Origin of the sequence: Pseudoalteromonas sp. S2755 (genome assembly GCF_005886535.1) — a bacterium.
GTDB lineage: Bacteria > Pseudomonadota > Gammaproteobacteria > Enterobacterales > Alteromonadaceae > Pseudoalteromonas.
Window position 1 is genome coordinate 57,908 of the sequence record NZ_PNDS01000034.1, and the last position, 17,706, is coordinate 75,613.

The following is a 17,706-nucleotide window of genomic DNA, read 5'->3' on the forward strand; positions in this document are numbered from 1 at the left end:
GTATGAACAAAGACCCCTTATCACAACAATTAGAGTCTCTAAGTGAGCAACTATCGGATACCGCTGCTCATCAGGCTAAAGAAGCCAAGTTTGCTGAAGAAGCTAACGAACGTTTTAATCAAAATTTAAAAAGTTTCGAAAAATATTTCCCCAGTATTGCACAGACCATCAAGGAGTATCACGTTCGTGAAGATTTTTGTCTGCACGTGACTGCATCAGGGCATGGTAACTTTATTCCAAAGGGCTGCACAGCGCCAATTTATTCTCAATCACCGATAGAGCAAACCCAAACTCAAGTTGAGAAGCAGCTCAGTAAGCCTGTACTAAGTCTTACTGATTATACCGGTTACGGTCAAAATCAAGAAGATGAGCGCCTACATGTCCGTTATATGACCGAACTGACCAACTTGATGGTTGATATTCGAAACCAAGGCGAAGAAAAGCTAACCTATTTACCTGAGCACTTTCCAACAGCTATTATTTTCGGTATTGGTTTGGGGTATCACATCCCATTATTGTTCGAACGGACTCAGTTTGATTATACTTTCCTAATTGAGCCCGACTTTGAACAGTTCTTTGCGAGTTTATTTTGTACCGACTGGTACCAGATTATTTCAGATATTGACAAGCAGGGTGGATGTTTATTTTTTCACTTAGGAGTTGACCATAGTACGTTTATCCGAGACATTGAAAAAATAGCTGAAGATGTTGGCGCATTTGCTCTAGTTAGAAGCTTTTGTTATCAGCACACACCAGATGCACGATTGAATGTGCTTATTCAACAATGGGCGAAGGATTATTTCCGTTTTCAATTTGGACACGGATTTTATAATGACGCCGTGACAGGGTTAGCACACAGCATTCACCATGTTAGAAACAAAGCGGCATGGCTTACCAAGGCGAGCACAAACTTAAATAAAGACACACCTGTTTTCATTATAGGCAATGGTCCTTCGTTAGATGAAGCTGAAGATTTTATTAAGCGCAATCACAAAAAAGCAATTGTAATTGCTGCAGGCACATCGATCGCCACTTTGTACAGAAAGGGGATCCCAGTTGATTTTCACGTTTTAGTAGAAAGGCCATATTCAAATTACAAAATCTTTGGTGATATTGTTCCACCAGAGGTTTATCAAAATACCAATCTAATCGGGTTAAGCACCTTATACCCAGATACAAATAAAAGATACAAATGGGCTGGCATCGCTGCAAAAGGCTCTGAGGCTGGTACTTCGATGATGGACATTATCGCATTGCGTTGTATGTCACAGACTTTGCCAAAAATCCCGTATAGTAATCCAGTTGTTGCAAATACCGCTTTATCATTTGCCTTATATTTAGGGTTTAGAAATGTGTATCTATTTGGCGTAGACAATGGAAAAGACCCAAGAGGTGCACATCACAGCAAAGACAGTATTTACAGGCCTAGTAATGACGATGATGAATCGTTGGGGTTGGGCCACTTAGAGATACAAGGCCACACTTTAGAAGGTAATCTCGGTGGCATCGTTGTATCAAACGATCTATTTATGATCGCTCATGCCCAACTTGAAAAGCTGCTTAATTACTATGATGTCAAAACGTGTTTAAATATCGGGAGCGGCGCTAAAATTGAAAAGGCACTACCAGTAAAAGCAGATGACTTACTCGATATTGAAGAAGATTATGATATTACTGAAACTGTAGAGTTAATTAAGTCTGATTGCTTTGATGTATTTAACCTTGATGATGTAAGTGATGAATTTATTGCACTAGATAGCCTTAATGAACTTGTTTTGCATATTTGTGAGATAGCGTCAGAACCCGTGAAGTCCAGGCAAGAAGCAGCGGATCAGCTAAGGCGTCAATCACGCTATTTGTTTGCATATCGAGACTCTATTCTGGGACATCTATTTCATTTGGTAAAAGGGTCGCTACTGTATTATCACTGTCCGATGATAACCTTACTTTATACATACGAAGATGAAACTTTTTGCTTAGCACAATATGAAAGGCTGAATCAGCTTTGGATGAGTTATATCAAGGAAATTTATACTCATTTTTGTGAACATTACACTGAAAAATGTGATCTAGGAAAGGAGTTGCAGTAGTGCACTACGAAGAAAGTGAGCAATTTTACAGTGACCTTTATGACGAGTTGTTTCCAATCTTAAGGTCGATCACCGGACCTGGGCTCAGACAAAGTTACGGCATATTTGGACGATATATGCCATTGGAGCGGCTGTCTATTCCCTCGGGGACAGCTCTGTTTGACTGGCAGGTTCCGCAGGAATGGCACTGCGATGAAGCGTATCTGCTGGGGCCTGATGGTGAGCGAGTGGCGGATATGCACAGACTCAACCTTGAAGTCGTGAATTACTCCGAGCCCGTGGACATCACTTTGTCTCTGGAAGAGTTGCAATCTCATTTGTACAGTTTACCTGAGCTGCCTGAGGCGGTGCCTTATGTGACCAGTTATTACAAGAAGCGCTGGGGTTTTTGTGTTAGCCAGTCACGCCGTGAGCAGCTAAAGCCGGGCCAGTATCGTGCAGTGATTAAAAGCCGTTTTGTCGATGGGCACTTAGATCTTGCTCAAACCGTGCTTGAGGGGCAATCGGATCAGGAAGTGTTACTTAGCTCCTATCTATGCCACCCTTCCATGGCCAATAATGAGCTGAGTGGTCCGCTGGTGTTACTGGGTTTGTATCACAGGATAAAACAGTGGCCGAACCGCCGCTACACATACCGTTTTATGCTGCACCCGGAGACCATCGGGAGTCTTGGGGTACTGCACCTGATGCAGGGTCATTTTCGCCAGCACCTGGTATCCGGGCTGGTACTTAACTGCTTAGGGGGAGACCCTCAGGAACTGGTTTTTAAGCACAGCCGCAATGACAACGGGTTACTTGACAAACTCTTGTATCATCTGAGTGAGCAAGGCCATGGCCATAGCAATATTCCATTTAGCCCGCTTAGCGGCTCCGATGAGCGCCAGTACAATGCACCCGGGTTTCAGTTCCCCGTATGTTGCGTAAGCCGCAGTTTTCATACTGGTTATAAGGAATACCACACATCACTCGATAACAAAGACTATATGGGCATAAAACCGCTGCTGGATAGCATTGATAAACTGGAAAAAATTTTTCTGGCGTTTGAGCAAAGTGCGCGGTTTGAAAATACTCACCCGTATGGCGAGCCTAACTTGGGCAACCGGGGGTTATACCCAACACTCAGTTTTTTCAGTGAAGAGCGGACCCGTCAGCTAGACGAGCTCAATCATATCAAGATGTTGCTCTGTTACAGCGATGGGGAGCATGACACCATAGACATTGCAGAAAAGTACAGTCAGTCTGTCACGGAATTTGCGGGTGCAATCAATAAGCTGGAGGCACATGCGTTGTTGAAAATGCTCCCTCTAAAGAGTCAGCTGGAGGCGTAGTTATGGCGAATACTCAGGCGGTTGTTGTTGGCGGCGGCATTTGTGGCATGGTGGCGGCTTTGCTGTTAAAGCAACGCTTTACTAATGTGGTGTTGATCGAGCAAGCCGATACGGTTGGTGGCTTGTTTTGCTCTGTTAAAGACAGCTCTGGTGCTGCTTATGATATGGGCTCACATATTCCCAACGCCACCGGTGTGGCGGAGTTAGACGAGATATTATTCGCAGATGCGGATACAAGCAGTTGGCATAAAATTGCCAGGCTATGCTCAGGTAACTATTTCGGTGGCAGCTGGGACTTGAACAGCCCATTTCCGGACGCTTCTAAGTTACCACAAGACATGTATCAGCAGGGTTGTGGTGAACTCATCAATCACACTGATCTACCAGAGTCTAATTTACTCTATGACTACTGTGCTAATTCTTTAGGTGTCGTCTTCACAGAAAGTATTGTGGTGCCAATATTGCGTAAGTTGTATGGGCAGGATGCGCCGCTGAAGTCATTGACTATGGCTGCGGGATTATTTGGTTTTACCCGTATTCTGGCATTGCCCGCTGATGTAACAGCCACCCTTAAGCAGCTTCCGGCCTTTGATGCTAAGCTAGGTTATCAGCGGGAAGCCGATTTTCAGCAGCGCAAAGCACAGGATAATCTCAGCGAGGTGACTTACTATTACCCAACGACAGGAGAGGGCATTGGCTATTGGGTCACTCAACTGCAAAAGCGTGTTGAGCGCGCCGGGGTTGAAATTATCACTTCAGAGCGTGTGGCAAACATTGCGCATCATGATAAAAAAGTGACTAGTCTGGTTTTGGCTAACAGTGAACGCGTACTTGACTGCGATTTTCTTTTCTGGAGTGCGCCACCTTTTATTGCCTTAGCCGCGATGGGCCTGACTCCGGCCAGAGGTCAGGTGACTTTGCGCACAGCGCTTATTTTTCATCTTAACTTTGACAGACCCCTGCTTGATAAGAAGTCTCATTATCTCTGGGTCTGGGATCCGAGTAGTGCGATATTTCGCCTGACCTTATATCCAAACCTAACCGGGCAGAGTAACCATAATCACTTATCCGCGGAGATCTTGTGCAGTCCCGATGAAGTTGATTCCTTTACCCAGCCTGAGGTTATCGATGAGCTCGTGTCGATGGGGATAGTTGACCCGCAGGCAAAGTGCGTCAGTGGACAGACTCAGGTGATTAACAACACGTTTCCGGTACCCACCACAGAGTTTCAGGCTGTTAATCAGCAAAACTACGAGACATTGTCAAACTGTGTTGACAATGTCGTCGTATCAGGTCGATTCAGCGGAAAATGCTGGCGTCAGGCTGAGGTGCTGATCGAGGCCTACGAGTCCATTATGCAGGCAACCGACGCACGCTAAGCGTCGGTTTTTGCCAACCTAATGTGAAAGTATGGCTCTACATTGCCGCCAAAACTTAGTTTGAACCAGCCTCTCTGAGGGCTGTTAATCCCCTCTAAATCTAACTGTGATATGCCTTTTTGTGCGAGCAACGGGAAAGCCTGCCATAGCACAGCAGTACCAGTATGGCTGTCCCGCATATCAGGATGGTTTGCGCCGTAAAAATAATAAGCCATGTTCTGATGGAGTAAGTAAGTCGCGAAACTGCCAATTTCCTGCTCACGAGTCTGTGCCTGATACATGCAGAGCAACCCCTGCTGTGCCAGGTTTTTGACTCTGAATGCAAGCGCATCCAGTTGTGCTGTACTAATTTCAATTCCTTGGCGAGCCATGGTCATTCCGTAGTACTTGGCAAATAAAGCGAAGTCTTTTGATTCACTCAGGGTCACTTCTTTTTTAATACCGTAGCGGATCTCCTGACGCCTCGACACAGAGCTGTTGTTATAGTTGTCGGAGCGTTCTAGTGTATCCTGTGGTGCCGCAAACTCGTCCAGCTCAAGTATGGAGGTATAGCGTGGGATCACGGCATACTTGGGTCCATCGTTATGATAATTGACCCACAAAAAAGCACGAATATCCTTAATAGCCGGATGTAATTTGAGCTGCACCTGAGTGTAGTGCTCTGCGAGGTATTCGGCAATATACTCTTGCGCGGCGAACAACTCGGAATGGCCCTGGGCACGATTAAGGTGACTGATATTGCGATGCGCTATGCCGTCATGGATCACATCATGGTGGCCAATGACCTGAGTTTCGCTTTCATCTACGATCAGTAGCACAGCGGCTATTTTTTCCTTGCCTTTACAGCAATAATAGGCGTGATACTTCACACCCAGCAGTGCAATAAACTGGCTATGAATAAACGGACTGCCATGGGGGGATGTGGTAATGAAGCTGTCCCAGTTCGGGTTCAGCTCACAGCGTTCCAGGTTAAACTTATTCTTCATGGGATAGCTTTTTCAGTACCATACTCCACGCCGCATGGACGCCGTCACTCCCATATTCACTGGACTGAGAATGGCTCAGAGAAACTATCTCAAATTTTGATACCAGTTGGTGGATAAGATCAGCATCAAAGAAGTTTACGTTACCGACGCCTGCAAACGGGCCCCAGGTGTAACCTGTTTTGGTATATTGATCGACTGACTCCGGTGCTTTTGCGTAATCAGAGTGCTCGGTGCTAAACCAGTCTGTGATCAGAATTACACCGCCCGGCTTAAGCTGGTCGTATGCCTGATCCAGGTAGCGCTGAATGCTACTGGCGGGATTGTGTACGGATGCGCCCCGGTCGACGATTAAATCGAATTGTGTCTCAAAGGGCCAGGGTTGTGTAAAGTCGCCCACATGTAAGTTACCGGCAATATCAGTGAACCGATTCTTCAGTTCACCGATAATAAAATCACTACCATCAATGCCATAGACGTTTGGACAATAGCTCAAGAAAAAGGGGAAGTTCGCGCCCGCACCACAGCCCACTTCCAGTATGGTGAACGACGGATCGCCGTCGCGCAGACGAGTATTACGTAGTGCACCACTGACGACTTCGCTCCACGGCCATACGGACATGTGTTGATTGCTGCGGTACAGTTGATCCCAGTTTTGACAAAATGACATAAATAAATCCTTCGAAGTAACTATGCTATTGTTAAGCAAGGTTTGAGCCAGCATCGCTGGAAAGATGAGCCGCTGTTCGGGCCATGTTTTGCGCCTGTGCGTAGCTGTCTGGCGTGCCAATATCTATGTAATGATCATCGACCAGCCAGCCTTGTAACTTACCAATCATATTTGGCACAACATCAAGGCTGAGCTCATAGGGCCGCTGTGCTTCCAGGTGAGAGAAGTAGCGTTCATAGACGTCAGGTGAAAATATAAAGAGGGCACCACTGGCAAGGTTGCCAGGCGGGTGCTCGACCTTTTCATGAAACTCCTGAATAACCAGATTTTCATCCAATTTTACAATACCACAGCTACGGGGCATCGGGGTTTCGAACAACAGTAACGTGGCATCGGTCTGCGTCCGGCGTTGGTTATGTGCCTCAAGCATACCCGCTAATGAGCTTTGACAATAGTTGTCAGCATGGATCACCATGCAAGTCTGGCTTTGCCAGAAAGTTCGATTGCGTACCAGTGTGCCCGCAGTGCCCATCAATTCAGGTTCGTAACTCAAGGTAATTCGGTCCTGATAGGGGCTGGCGGCCACAAAAGCTTCAACCTGTTCATTAAAATAGTGGGTATTGATGAGGATCTCTTCGACCCCAAGCTGAACGAGTTTGTCTAGCCATAAACCCAGCAGGGGCTGTCCATTGATTGGAACAAGGCACTTTGGCAGAGTATCAGTGATTGGCCGCAGGCGGGTGCCAAGGCCCGCGGCAAGTAGAATGGCTTTCATATTAACTAAATGAATCCTTAACGGCTTGTTCAAGAATTTGACAAGACAAAGGGGTATTACCCAGTGAAGCAACCTGACATGCGGCAGCCAGGCTACCCAGGTAGCAGGCCTGCCAGATGTTAGCACCCGCAACCAGCGCCAGCGAACTGGCAGCTAAAAAGCAGTCACCTGCGCCAGCAGGGTCGACGGCGTTGGTGTTTAACGCGGGCAGGCGATCGTTCTCCCAATCATCAAATGTGTCATTCGGTTTGTGAATGAGGATCCCTTCTTCGGCCAGCGTAATAACCAAATTCTTTGGCAGTGACACCTCAGTGAGTTTCTGCGCAAGGATAACTAGACCGTCGTCCGGATTATTCAGAGATACGCGCACTTCTCGCTCTGTGGGGGTTAACAAATCCATATTACAGTAGCGGGCAATATCTCCCACTTGTGAAGAAGTCTGAGAGTCTGCAACCAGTTTGATCCCACGCTGATGGCAGGCAGCAGCAATTTTCTCGACCAATGGTTGTGGCAGCAAGCCGTAGTTGAAATCAGAAAAGACCAACAGGTCAATCTGATTGAGTTGGCTTTCGATTGCCTGATATATTTGCGCCTGCAACTCCTGTGATATCTTGTGTTGACGTACCTGATTAACCCGCAGCAAGGTTTTATTGCTGGCGCGGTAGCGGGTTTTCAATGGGGTAGGGCGACTTTGATCGGTAAAGAACAAAGGCTCGACCTGATAGTCAGTGATTTGCGAGCGTGTATAATCAGCGGTTTGATCTTCGCCTAACACCGAAGCTAGCACCACATGCTCAGCACCCAGTGCTTTTATGTGTCCTGCGGTGATGGCTGCGCCACCTAAGAACGTGTCTTTGCGGTTTGGGGTGATCACGATAGTCGGATCTTCCTGTGATAATCCTACGGCCGTACCTTGTACATATTCGTCGACGATGACTTCGCCAATGACCAGAACACGCAGAGATTTCATTGCATCAAACAACTCATGTAAGTCTTCAGCTGCTATGCTATGACGATTAGCAAATCCACGTGCCTCGGCATAATCCATTCCCGGCGCGGGCTTTTTGCTGCGGCGGAAAAAGTGCTCAGAATTACTTTCAAACTCACCTGAGCCAAAAATAAGCTTGCCTCCGTAGCTATTTAAGACCGCGAGTTCAGGGTTTGAACGTGACTCAAACTCTTTCCCCTTAACGACGATTTGGGGCTTGAATTGTGCAACCTCTTGCTCCGGAGTGGCTGTGGTGATATGCGCTTCATCAACACACTCTAAGGAGCGCACCACTTCCAGTCTAAGCTCTTCACTAACACGGCTGCGTACAGCCATAGATTTGTCTGCGTTGACAGCGACAATGAGCCTGTCCCCGCATTCTTTAGCGAATTTTAGCAGCCGGATGTGCCCAGCGTGCAAGACATCAAAATTGCCTTGCACCAGGACAGTTCTTGTGTGTTTCTGTGGAGTGTCATTTGGCATAGTGTTGTTCGACTTTGACAATGGCGGCGCAAATATCCGTCACTTCTTGCTGGGTATATTGTTCATTTAAGTACAGGTTAAACGATCTGTCCCGCGCAGACATGGTATTTGGCGTTGATAATGGGGGCTTGATGTAGGGCAATGCCCACTTCCAGTCACTGATCAGGAATTTATAGTCCGGATTCAGGTCTACTCCCTCAGCTTGCAGTGCCTGACAAAATGTCAGTTTATCTACGCTGAGTGTCTCCTCGCGAATAAACACCTGAAGGAAAAACGGTGACGCACTGCCAGAGAACTTGGCAACATAACAGCATGTCGATTGGGTGTTAATCCATTCAATTAGCGCATTTTGCACCGCGTTACGCGCAGTGATGGTCTCGTCAAGACGAGACAAAGAAGCATGGGCAACCGCACAGGAAAGCTCGTTGGTATTCCAGTTAAGGGCGGGAAACAGGTTAAGCGAGGGGTCTCGCTCTGCGTACCCTTCTTGCCAAACTGGTTTTCCTCTGTCCGCATGCGCTAAAGCCATGTGATATAAAGACTGGCTTTTAGTGTAAACTATGCCGCCGCTGCCAGGGGCAGCAATATTTTTACGATACATGGTGGAGGTTGCCATGATATCGCCAAACCCGCCAACCTTTTGACCGTTCCATCTCGCGCCTGGCGCTTGAGAGCAATCTTCAATGACTTTGATGCCGCGTTGGTGTGCCTGAGTCACTATGGTTTCAACGTCGGTGGGGATACCCGCACAGTGAACCAAAATAATCGCGCCGGTTTTGTCCGTGATCAGCGGTTCGATTTGTTCCCAGGTGCTGTTATAGCTATCCTCAGCCGCATCGGCTATCACAGGCACATATCCCTGGTGAATAATCGACGCGAGGGGCCCCGAATCGGTCACCGGTGAAAGAATAACTTCCTGACCTTTAGACAGCATCAGCGCTGCAAGGGCAACGAATACGGATGCCGTGCCGGTGGCAACGGCTACGCTGTAACCGCCACCCATATACTCAGAAAAGGCGTTGCAATAAGCTTGCTCAAAGTCGCCGCCGTAGGGAGGATCGGATTCACTGTGCTGATAATGTGCAATCACCTTATTGAGCGCGTCTATTTCACTCGTGCCAAATGCCTTTCGGGCAGGCATAGGTGTGGTACGTACCGGGTTGCCGCCCAAGATAGCAAGGGGTTCTTTACTCATAACGCACTCCACCTGACAGGTTGTTTTGTCTGACGCGACAGATCTGCGCCAGTGAGTATTTTCACCACATTGAGGCCCAGCTCAAACTCCTCACAACACGACTGACCGCGTTGAACCTTAGCGATGAAAGACTCAAGAGACAGCCCAAGTGGCATCCGATTTGGTGAGCTAAGCGGCTGACTTTGCCCGCTATCCAGGTATTCGACAAACAGATCCGGGTCCTCTCTGTCTACGAAATGGTAGACGTCGTTGCTATAGGTCACAGTCATTTCTCTGGTTTTCTTGGCCATCCCATTCCCACCAACAACGGTTGCCGTACTGCCATTACTAAAGGTCATAGTCACTTCAATATTTTCTCTTAATACATCCTGTGACAGACCTGCTTCGACAGGTAGTGCCCGACTGGAGATGGTGTTTGGCAATTCGCCGCAAAACTCCAGTGCTGCGGCAATAAAGTGCGGGGAATACTCCCAAAGTGGCGGCCAATTTTCTCTGGGATTGTAGGCCGCCCCTATTTTGGCCTCAAGATGTGTAGGTACACCAGGTTGCAGGCGGCGTAGTTGTGTAATCGCACTGTGATGCAGGTCGATGTGATCGACAGCCACAATGGCTTTTTGTGCTCTGGCGAAGTCAAGCATCTCGGTTGCATCTGCAATGCTCATAGCCATAGGCTTTTCGATAAATAAAGGAATGCCAGCGGCCATAACTTTCAGTGACACTGTTTTGTTGATATGCGGAGGCAGGGCCAAAATCACGCCATCTACTTTTACATCACTGCTCAGTAGCGCATCCACAGAATTAAACACTTGGCAATGCGGTAATACGAAGTCGTGAGGGTTTTCGTTGCTTGTGACGACAAAGTCCAGAGACGCGCTGGTGATTTCTTCATTGAGTGTACGCGCAATTTTTTGTCCCCAACTGCCGAGTCCAACCAGTGCCAGTGAAAGTGAAGTGTGTGCGCTCATTATTTAGCTTTGCTCCATATCAGCGGGATCGTCATAAAGGTCGGAGAAGTCTTGTAGTTCGCCGGTTTGTATCTGACGATGGAGTTTTAGGAAGGCACCATGGATGGTTTCAGTGGTACCGCTGTGCCAGATAACAACCTGATTCTCATGAGCCCTAAACTCTGGTTGTTCACCAAAGAAATAGCCACCGGTGGCAACATTTTTAACGCTGTTTGAAAAATGCTCCCGGCTGGTGGGGATAAACATGATCGAATTGACGTTTTCGGTAAAGAAGTAGGTGTAACTGGTGCCGCCATTGATACTCATGTTGATATGAGCACGACGATACAGGGCAAACCGGATATGCATGTCGATAGAAGCCAGCGGCAAGGTATCGCAATGACTCAGGCACTCAGGCAAAGCTTCGCATGCTTTGCTGGTATCGCGCACGACGATAATGTGGAATTCATCGCTGTCGACCCGTTTGGTAAATTCAGCCCATTCTTCCACCGGACTATTGCGGTGTTCATGCAGAGGGTACTCGCGTAGTGTGATGACCAGCAACTTTTTATCGCCAATATTACGATCCTGAACAAAGCTATCCACTAATGCTTCGGCATGGGCGTGCGGTCTGAAACGTGCTGTGTCTATACCCGCTCGTTTATATTTAAGCACTTGCTCAATTTTCAGGTGGATACCTCTATTTGTTTCTCGGAATGACTCAGGAAAGACATGGGGCTGATGTTGCAGCATCTCGACCGCTTGTTGGCGGTAGGACATTTTAGACACTCCCGAGCAGGCTGGAAGCGCTTCAAAAACAGGAATAACGATATGATTGAGTCGCCATTCAACATCATCCAGCTCATGAGAAGTGGTAAAACTCAGGGAGTCAGGATCCGCAGAGCGCTTCGGCTGGATCACAAAATGGATGGAATCGTATTGGTGCTCTTCTCGGTACAATTCAGCTTGGATGGCAAAACAGCAGCAATCAAATGTCGCAACGTTGCGAGATAAATCGAAGACAGCGTAAAGTACTTTGTCTTTACGCACGGTGGGGATAATAACATCCTTGCACGCTACGATGATGCTTTGCATCTGGTTGTAAAAGTAAATTTTTTCCAGGTCGATACCATGTTTAACTAAATCTTGTGCGATCTCGTCGACAAACATAGAGCAGATGATGATCCTGTCAACCTCTGTCTGGACTAGCTCAGGCAAAGATAAAGTAGGGTGGGATTCAAACTGCTCTTGTCCCGATGTGCAGGCATATATTAGCTCGTGCTCATCTGCTAGTGTTGAAGTAAGTTGTTCGGTGACTGTATTAATACCGTATAAAGCTATTTTCATTACTGACCTGTTATTCTTCTATAATACTCTTGCAATTCGTCAGGTTTATCTTCTGACGGCGCCCAAGGGGCGTATTCAACATCTATGTCTTTGTCGAATGGGCCGACATAGCATTCGTGATAAACAACCCACTCTGAGCGGGCAATTGGCAGGTGCCATAATGGTGCACTAAGGCGATACATAAAGGCATCCTGACCGTTATCTGACATGGGGATACGCTGTGATACCTGCCCCTTGTCGTCAAAAATAAAGACCTCCATTTCCCCTTCAATCAGATGATAGGACTCCGATTTATGTTGCGGGTGGCGGTGAGGCGTCATTAACGCGCTGCGATGCAACACAATAATCATCTCCTGGATAGGGTCCTGATTATTTCTGTGACAACACAATCTAAAGCGCTTAGTCGGGGAGGCCAACGCACGCGCTTTTAACATGTCTAAGGTAGTGTTATCGACTGTCAACACGTCTTTGTCGTTGAAGATAGCAACACTCATTAGGTGTTGCTCGCTGATTTTTTACTGTAGCTACGTATCGCGAGGATATATGAGCCGATGCCATAATGACCACGCGGTTCAAACTGGATGTCGTATTTATCACAGATATCGGTCCAGGCTCTTTGCTGTCCAAACTCCGGGAGATTACCGTTACAGCTCCAGTCATCAAACAGCAAAATGGCGCCCTTAGAAAGCAGCTCGTTGGTAAACATATAATCGAGTACCTGATAGGTAGATTCGTACAGATCGCAGTCCAGGTGTAACAGTGCAAACCGCTCTTCGGGTTTGATTTGCACCATAGTTTCTTCGAACCAGCCCTGATAAATACTAAAATCAGAAAACTTGAGCTGAGTATTGAGTGTATCTGCCAGCTGTTGTGCACTGATGTCTGCACAGGCGCCTTCTCCCCAGACGTTACTCTGGACAAGAGGGGACTCCAGATCGATATCATGGGTAGACGCTGGCAAGCCTTCAAAACTATCAAACAGGTGCAGGTGCTTAGCCGGCATATTGTAGTACTGGCTGCAGTCTCTGAGGGTTCTGGCAAGCATATAGCTAGATTGGCCTGTGCCACACCCGAATTCAGCAATATTACCTGCGACCTGATTGGCCATGACTAACTCGACTTGCATCGCCAGCGTTCGAAGCACGTCTTCACGGAAGCTAAAATAGGTGTGAATATCGGGCGCTCTGCCTTGTGGGTAGCCAGTGAAAATGCCAAACTCCAGGCTAAATCCGTTCATCATATTGTGGTGCGCGACATAGATTTTTTCTTCCGGGACACCTAAAGAGAGCAGTTGGGGCTTAATCTCTTTGTGGTACTGACTGGCAATGATGATCTGATCATAGGACAAAGACGGTAAAAGGTCAGGCCCTTTGATTTCTACTCCTTCACGCATCGAGCCCCAAAGTGTAGCGTTGTTATCTATCAGGCATACAACCTCATGCCCTTGCTGATTTAACAATAGCTGCAGGGTATTTTGCCCGCCTTTTCCTGTGCCAAAAATGATCACTCTCATAGAAGGTCTCCCTTAGGCTTTTTAAATAATAAAAGATGTGTGTCGGTTGCATTAAGCGTTGTGACATCGCTGAAGATGCTTTTCAGTAACGCCTGCTCCGAGCTAATAAACGTAAATCCAAGCTCCATTGCTGTGCGCTCTAGTAACGCTGCCTGGTATGACTGTGTTTGTTCGTTCACTTGTAACAGCAGATCCCCATCGGGCTTAAGTACACGTAATGATTCGGCCAGTAACGCTTGTAAGCGGCTGTGCTCAAGATTGAATGTGCGAGGGGTCAGATAAACCAGCGCAACGCTGTTGGCGTCATGATAGAGCTCGACTGGTTGCTCATTCTCTGGGCTGAGTGTGTTGTAAAACAGCGATGGTGAGTCGCCATAGATGGCCCAGTTGTCGTTTTCCAGTGCGCCAATTGGATAAACACACACTTTGAGTTCACTACAACGTTGCCACGGCATAAGGGGATAATGTGAGACGATCCCTTTTATCGTGGCCGCAGTGTTGCGACGACGGCTGGGCGTAATGGTTAGCTCGCAGACGATGCGCTGTGCAGAGTCACTCGAAATGCCTCTGTGTAGTAGTTGACTGACCTCCAGTAAAGCCCAGGTGCCGGTTGGCCCGGTCACAAACACTTCCTGGCCTTGCTCTGTTTTTATTGCTGTTGTACCAAGCGTTTTACTGGGTGGTGTCAAAAAGAGCAGCAGCTTTATAACTGTGTCTGGCAAACTATCGGTGTGATAGGCATTTGAGCCCAATTGAGAGTCTGATATTTGCGCCAGGCGGGTAATACGGCCATTGACGACTTGCCAGTTATAGCCAAGCTGAGTGCAGACATCGTCATACACATGAGCCAGAAATTCATCGATATGCTGTCGGGCCTCATGCGTTAAATGTAATCGTTGCACCTCCGCATCATCGTTCAGTGAAGTAAAGTTGCGGTAATAGGTGTAGTCTGACTGACTGGCAGTTGTGTCATAGCCTGAGCGAGGCAGAGATTCGGCAACCTGCCTGAAGCGGTCTGCAAAAACAGGGTCAACCTCGCCAATATAAAATTTGTCGCGGGCAAAACCTGCTGTGTGCGCGCCTTCGTAATCGCGTCGGGCCAGACGGGTGTGTTCTTTCCATGCCTGCTCTGAGCGATACAAGGGATTATCAAAGCTGGTTTGATAATCAAGCAGTGAGATTATCTCAAGCTCTGCCGGAGCGAAGCGGTCGAGTAATTTATCTTTAATGGCATAAAAAAATGTTTGTGATGACACCACTATCTTATACTGCTGTAAATCTTCACGCGTTAAGTCGGTTAATCCGGTGACGGTGTCTGTGCCGGGTTTGTCATCGATGAGCATCGCCGGAGCGACTAAAGCATCTTGTTTAATCAGCGCCAGAATTTGCTCACATCCACCACCACTGCCGTAAATAGCATAAGGCTCGGTGGCCAGATTGTGCTTGTGGTACTGTTCGAGAAACCGGGTTTTTATTTCACTCATAAGGAATTCCTGGATCAGATAAGCTGAAACATTACTGGTTCACATCGCTGTGTAGCGCTTTAAGATAGCGTGCAAATACCTGTTCAAAATCAGCATCGACTTCGGACGGGATCTTTTGCCTGCTCAATGGCGTTTGCGGGTCTACCGTAAAGTGGCTCGAAGTGTCGTCGAGATAAAGTGCAAACTGCGAGAGCAGCTCACACTCCATGTTATACGCCCTGTCACAGACCTCTTTGTAGGTGTCTGATGCGATAACCGGCACTGTCATTTTCTTTATCACGGTGCCCGCATCAATGTGCTTATCAATTTTATGCAGGGTAATACCGATTGGCTGCTGTCTGACAATGGCCCATTTAAACGAGTCTAAGCCTCTGTTTTCGGGGATCAGACCCGGATGACAGTTAAAAATAGTATTACCTTCAATAAAGTGCAGCGGAATGATTTTTGCGATGGCTGTCACAAAATAATCCGGTTTGTTTGCCAGCGTATTCAGGCGCTCTGACGAGGCTGTACTCCAGCAATTCATAGCGTGGTAGTGAACGCCACTGGCATGGCAAAAAGCCTCTACATCTAGCTCTATGAGTTGAAATGGCCGCTCCTCAAAAGGGCGCGGCTGACTCGGACGGTATGAAAAAGGAAAAGCAAATAGCGAGATCTCATACCCCATAGTTAAAAATTTTTGTATCAACTGGTAGGTCATTAAATGACCTGTTTGATAGGTGAAAATACCAACGTGCATAACTAACTCATTCTTTCTTGGGCGCCACACACAGCATGATCAGGTACTGGCACATTGGGAAGAAGCCGGTGTGAACCACTTCATCGTTCATCCCAAAGGGATAGACATTGTGAAAATACTGTTGACAAAATGCCTTAAGATCCGCGCCTGACATACAGTTTATATGACCCTCTTTAGATGCCTTCGAGGCATACTTCTGTGACTCTAGCGAGGGGATCCCCAAGATTAAAGTACCCTGAGGGGTCATTGAAGCAACAATGTTTTCCATGAACAAACCAGCTTGCTGGGGATCGATGTGCTCAAATACATCCATCGTAAATACGCCGTCAAACGTGCCTTCAACCGGACCACCTATGATGTCGTGGCCCTGAAAAGTCACATTGTCCAGATTCTTCCCCATATATTTCTGTGCATCCTGGATATGTGGTTTGTAAAAGTCCACGGAAGTGAGCTTTTTCACAGTCTGAGAAACGATCAAAGATCCCATCCCTTCCTGGCAACCAATCTCAAGCACATTATCGAAGTCTGCAAACATTTTAGAAACAAATTTATGGCGAGACATCAAGAAGCCAAAGCGTTTAGGGTCTTGTAAAATTCCCTGGCTATTATAAGGACCGAGTGTCAGCAGGTCCTGTTCTTCAATGTCGACATTCTCATCTTGTTTTAGCCAAGTCTCTTTGGCCATCTGAGATGAACCGGTGCCAAAAAATGTCTTATCTTGTTTGTTCATATTTTTCCCTTGTTACATAGTTTCTATTCCATCCTGATTACTGCTCGGATAATTTTTTTGTTTGCGAGGTCGTCCAGAGCGTCGTTGATCTGGTCGAGCTCATAAGTCTTACTGATTAAAGAGTGCAGATCCAGCTTATTTTGTTTGAATAATTCGACAAAGACAGGAATGTCTTTGTCCGGCTGGCTGCCGCCGCCCCAGCTGCCGCGAAGAGATTTGCCACGGTGGAAGGCATGGGGTTCCAGCTGGATCTTGAGTTCATTGCTAGGGTGAGAGGCAAAGATGCACTGACCGCCTCCATCTCTCACAGATTCAAAAGCTTGCTCTATGGTGGTTGTGGTTCCGCCGGCTTCCAGGCTATAGTCAACGCCCAGGCCCTCAGTGATGTCATAGATGGCACTGACAGGATCTGAATCGTTGGCATTGATGGTGTGCGTGGCACCCAGCTGCCTGGCGATGGCGAGTTTTTCTTCGCTAACGTCAACAGCGATTAACTTAGTTGGATTACTCAGCTTTGCGGCGAGCAGTGCGCTCATGCCGATCCCGCCCAGCCCAAAAATGGCCAGAGTCTTTTCTGTTTCAGGCTTCAGCTCGTTGAACACCAGGCCAAGCCCGGTGGGTAAGGCGCAGCCAAGTAGTATGGCGAGCTTGTCCGGAAAGCCTTCAGGCAGATTAACAACCCGGTTTTCAGCCACTATGGTTTGCTCGCAGAGCGTCGTTGCGCTCCCCGAGTTAATGAGGTACCCGTCATGTGGATATTTTCCGCCCGGAGCATCCTGACCTTCACCTTTGATCCAGCCTATTACGACTTTGTCGCCGACCTGTACTTTGGTGACGCCGTCACCCACCGCCTCGACAATACCAACACCTTCATGTCCAAGTAGGTGGGGCAGATATTTGTCTTCACCACGACCACCATTGACTTCCATCAATTGGGAGTGGCACAAGCCGCTGTAGAGAATTTTGACTTGCACTTGGCCTGTGATAAGCGCCGGCAGTTGAATGTTGTCAACTATCTTAAGAGGCTGACCTGTTTCAAATAGTACTGCTGCTTTCAT

The 17,706-nt window shown here is 47.5% G+C and carries 16 protein-coding genes; 3 read left to right on the forward strand and 13 right to left on the reverse strand.

All coding sequences use genetic code 11. The features are described from left to right. Positions 1-2 precede the first annotated feature (2 nt). Genes CWC03_RS07040 through CWC03_RS07050 form a run of 3 tightly spaced genes read left to right on the forward strand, consistent with a single transcriptional unit; the run spans position 3 to position 4,797 of the window. Entirely contained in the window at positions 3-2,090 is a 2,088-nt protein-coding gene (locus CWC03_RS07040; protein WP_138581157.1) for a motility associated factor glycosyltransferase family protein, read from the forward strand. After that, a complete protein-coding gene (locus tag CWC03_RS07045; RefSeq protein ID WP_138581158.1) occupies positions 2,090-3,418 on the forward strand; it encodes a DUF4910 domain-containing protein in 1,329 nt (442 codons plus the stop codon). Before CWC03_RS07040 ends, CWC03_RS07045 begins: the two co-directional genes overlap by 1 nt. 2 nt (positions 3,419-3,420) lie before the next feature. Beyond that, positions 3,421-4,797: an NAD(P)-binding protein gene (locus CWC03_RS07050; protein WP_138581159.1), complete on the forward strand. Its 1,377-nt coding sequence runs from the start codon at positions 3,421-3,423 to the stop codon at positions 4,795-4,797. On the opposite strand, the gene CWC03_RS07055 is transcribed toward CWC03_RS07050, so the two are convergent. The 13 genes from CWC03_RS07055 to CWC03_RS07120 all read right to left on the reverse strand — a co-directional run bounded on the left by CWC03_RS07055 (position 4,794) and on the right by CWC03_RS07120 (position 17,706). After that, positions 4,794-5,783: a GNAT family N-acetyltransferase gene (locus CWC03_RS07055; RefSeq protein ID WP_138581160.1), complete on the reverse strand. Its 990-nt coding sequence runs from the start codon at positions 5,781-5,783 to the stop codon at positions 4,794-4,796. The two genes, CWC03_RS07050 and CWC03_RS07055, sit on opposite strands and share 4 nt — an antisense overlap. Continuing rightward, positions 5,773-6,402 carry a class I SAM-dependent methyltransferase gene (locus CWC03_RS07060; RefSeq protein WP_249313965.1) on the reverse strand — a complete coding sequence of 210 codons (630 nt, stop codon included), beginning with the start codon at positions 6,400-6,402 and terminating at the stop codon, positions 5,773-5,775. The genes CWC03_RS07055 and CWC03_RS07060 overlap by 11 nt, the downstream gene beginning before the upstream one ends. Before the next feature lie 79 nt (positions 6,403-6,481). Then, entirely contained in the window at positions 6,482-7,225 is a 744-nt protein-coding gene (locus CWC03_RS07065; protein ID WP_138581162.1) for a nucleotidyltransferase family protein, read from the reverse strand. Position 7,226: 1 nt separating this feature from the next. After that, positions 7,227-8,696, reverse strand: a complete 1,470-nt coding sequence (locus CWC03_RS07070) for a PfkB family carbohydrate kinase (protein ID WP_138581163.1) — start codon at positions 8,694-8,696, stop codon at positions 7,227-7,229. Then, the gene (locus CWC03_RS07075; RefSeq protein WP_138581164.1) at positions 8,686-9,891 is read right to left on the reverse strand and encodes a DegT/DnrJ/EryC1/StrS family aminotransferase; all 1,206 of its coding nucleotides are present in this window, start codon (positions 9,889-9,891) and stop codon (positions 8,686-8,688) included. Before CWC03_RS07075 ends, CWC03_RS07070 begins: the two co-directional genes overlap by 11 nt. After that, positions 9,888-10,856: a Gfo/Idh/MocA family protein gene (locus CWC03_RS07080; RefSeq protein ID WP_138581165.1), complete on the reverse strand. Its 969-nt coding sequence runs from the start codon at positions 10,854-10,856 to the stop codon at positions 9,888-9,890. The genes CWC03_RS07075 and CWC03_RS07080 overlap by 4 nt, the downstream gene beginning before the upstream one ends. A 3-nt stretch (positions 10,857-10,859) precedes the next feature. Then, positions 10,860-12,182, reverse strand: coding sequence for a hypothetical protein (locus CWC03_RS07085; RefSeq protein ID WP_138581166.1), 1,323 nt, complete (start codon positions 12,180-12,182; stop codon positions 10,860-10,862). Beyond that, on the reverse strand, positions 12,182-12,676 hold the full coding sequence (locus CWC03_RS07090; protein ID WP_138581167.1) for a WbuC family cupin fold metalloprotein: 495 nt from the start codon (positions 12,674-12,676) through the stop codon (positions 12,182-12,184). The genes CWC03_RS07085 and CWC03_RS07090 overlap by 1 nt, the downstream gene beginning before the upstream one ends. Further along, entirely contained in the window at positions 12,676-13,695 is a 1,020-nt protein-coding gene (locus CWC03_RS07095; RefSeq protein WP_138581168.1) for a TylF/MycF/NovP-related O-methyltransferase, read from the reverse strand. Before CWC03_RS07095 ends, CWC03_RS07090 begins: the two co-directional genes overlap by 1 nt. After that, positions 13,692-15,179, reverse strand: coding sequence for a hypothetical protein (locus tag CWC03_RS07100; RefSeq protein ID WP_249313966.1), 1,488 nt, complete (start codon positions 15,177-15,179; stop codon positions 13,692-13,694). Before CWC03_RS07100 ends, CWC03_RS07095 begins: the two co-directional genes overlap by 4 nt. Positions 15,180-15,210: 31 nt before the next feature. After that, positions 15,211-15,918, reverse strand: a complete 708-nt coding sequence (locus tag CWC03_RS07110) for a formyltransferase family protein (protein WP_138581170.1) — start codon at positions 15,916-15,918, stop codon at positions 15,211-15,213. Positions 15,919-15,925: 7 nt separating this feature from the next. After that, a complete protein-coding gene (locus CWC03_RS07115; RefSeq protein WP_138581171.1) occupies positions 15,926-16,648 on the reverse strand; it encodes a class I SAM-dependent methyltransferase in 723 nt (240 codons plus the stop codon). A gap of 23 nt (positions 16,649-16,671) precedes the next feature. Beyond that, positions 16,672-17,706, reverse strand: a complete 1,035-nt coding sequence (locus CWC03_RS07120; protein ID WP_138581172.1) for a zinc-binding dehydrogenase — start codon at positions 17,704-17,706, stop codon at positions 16,672-16,674.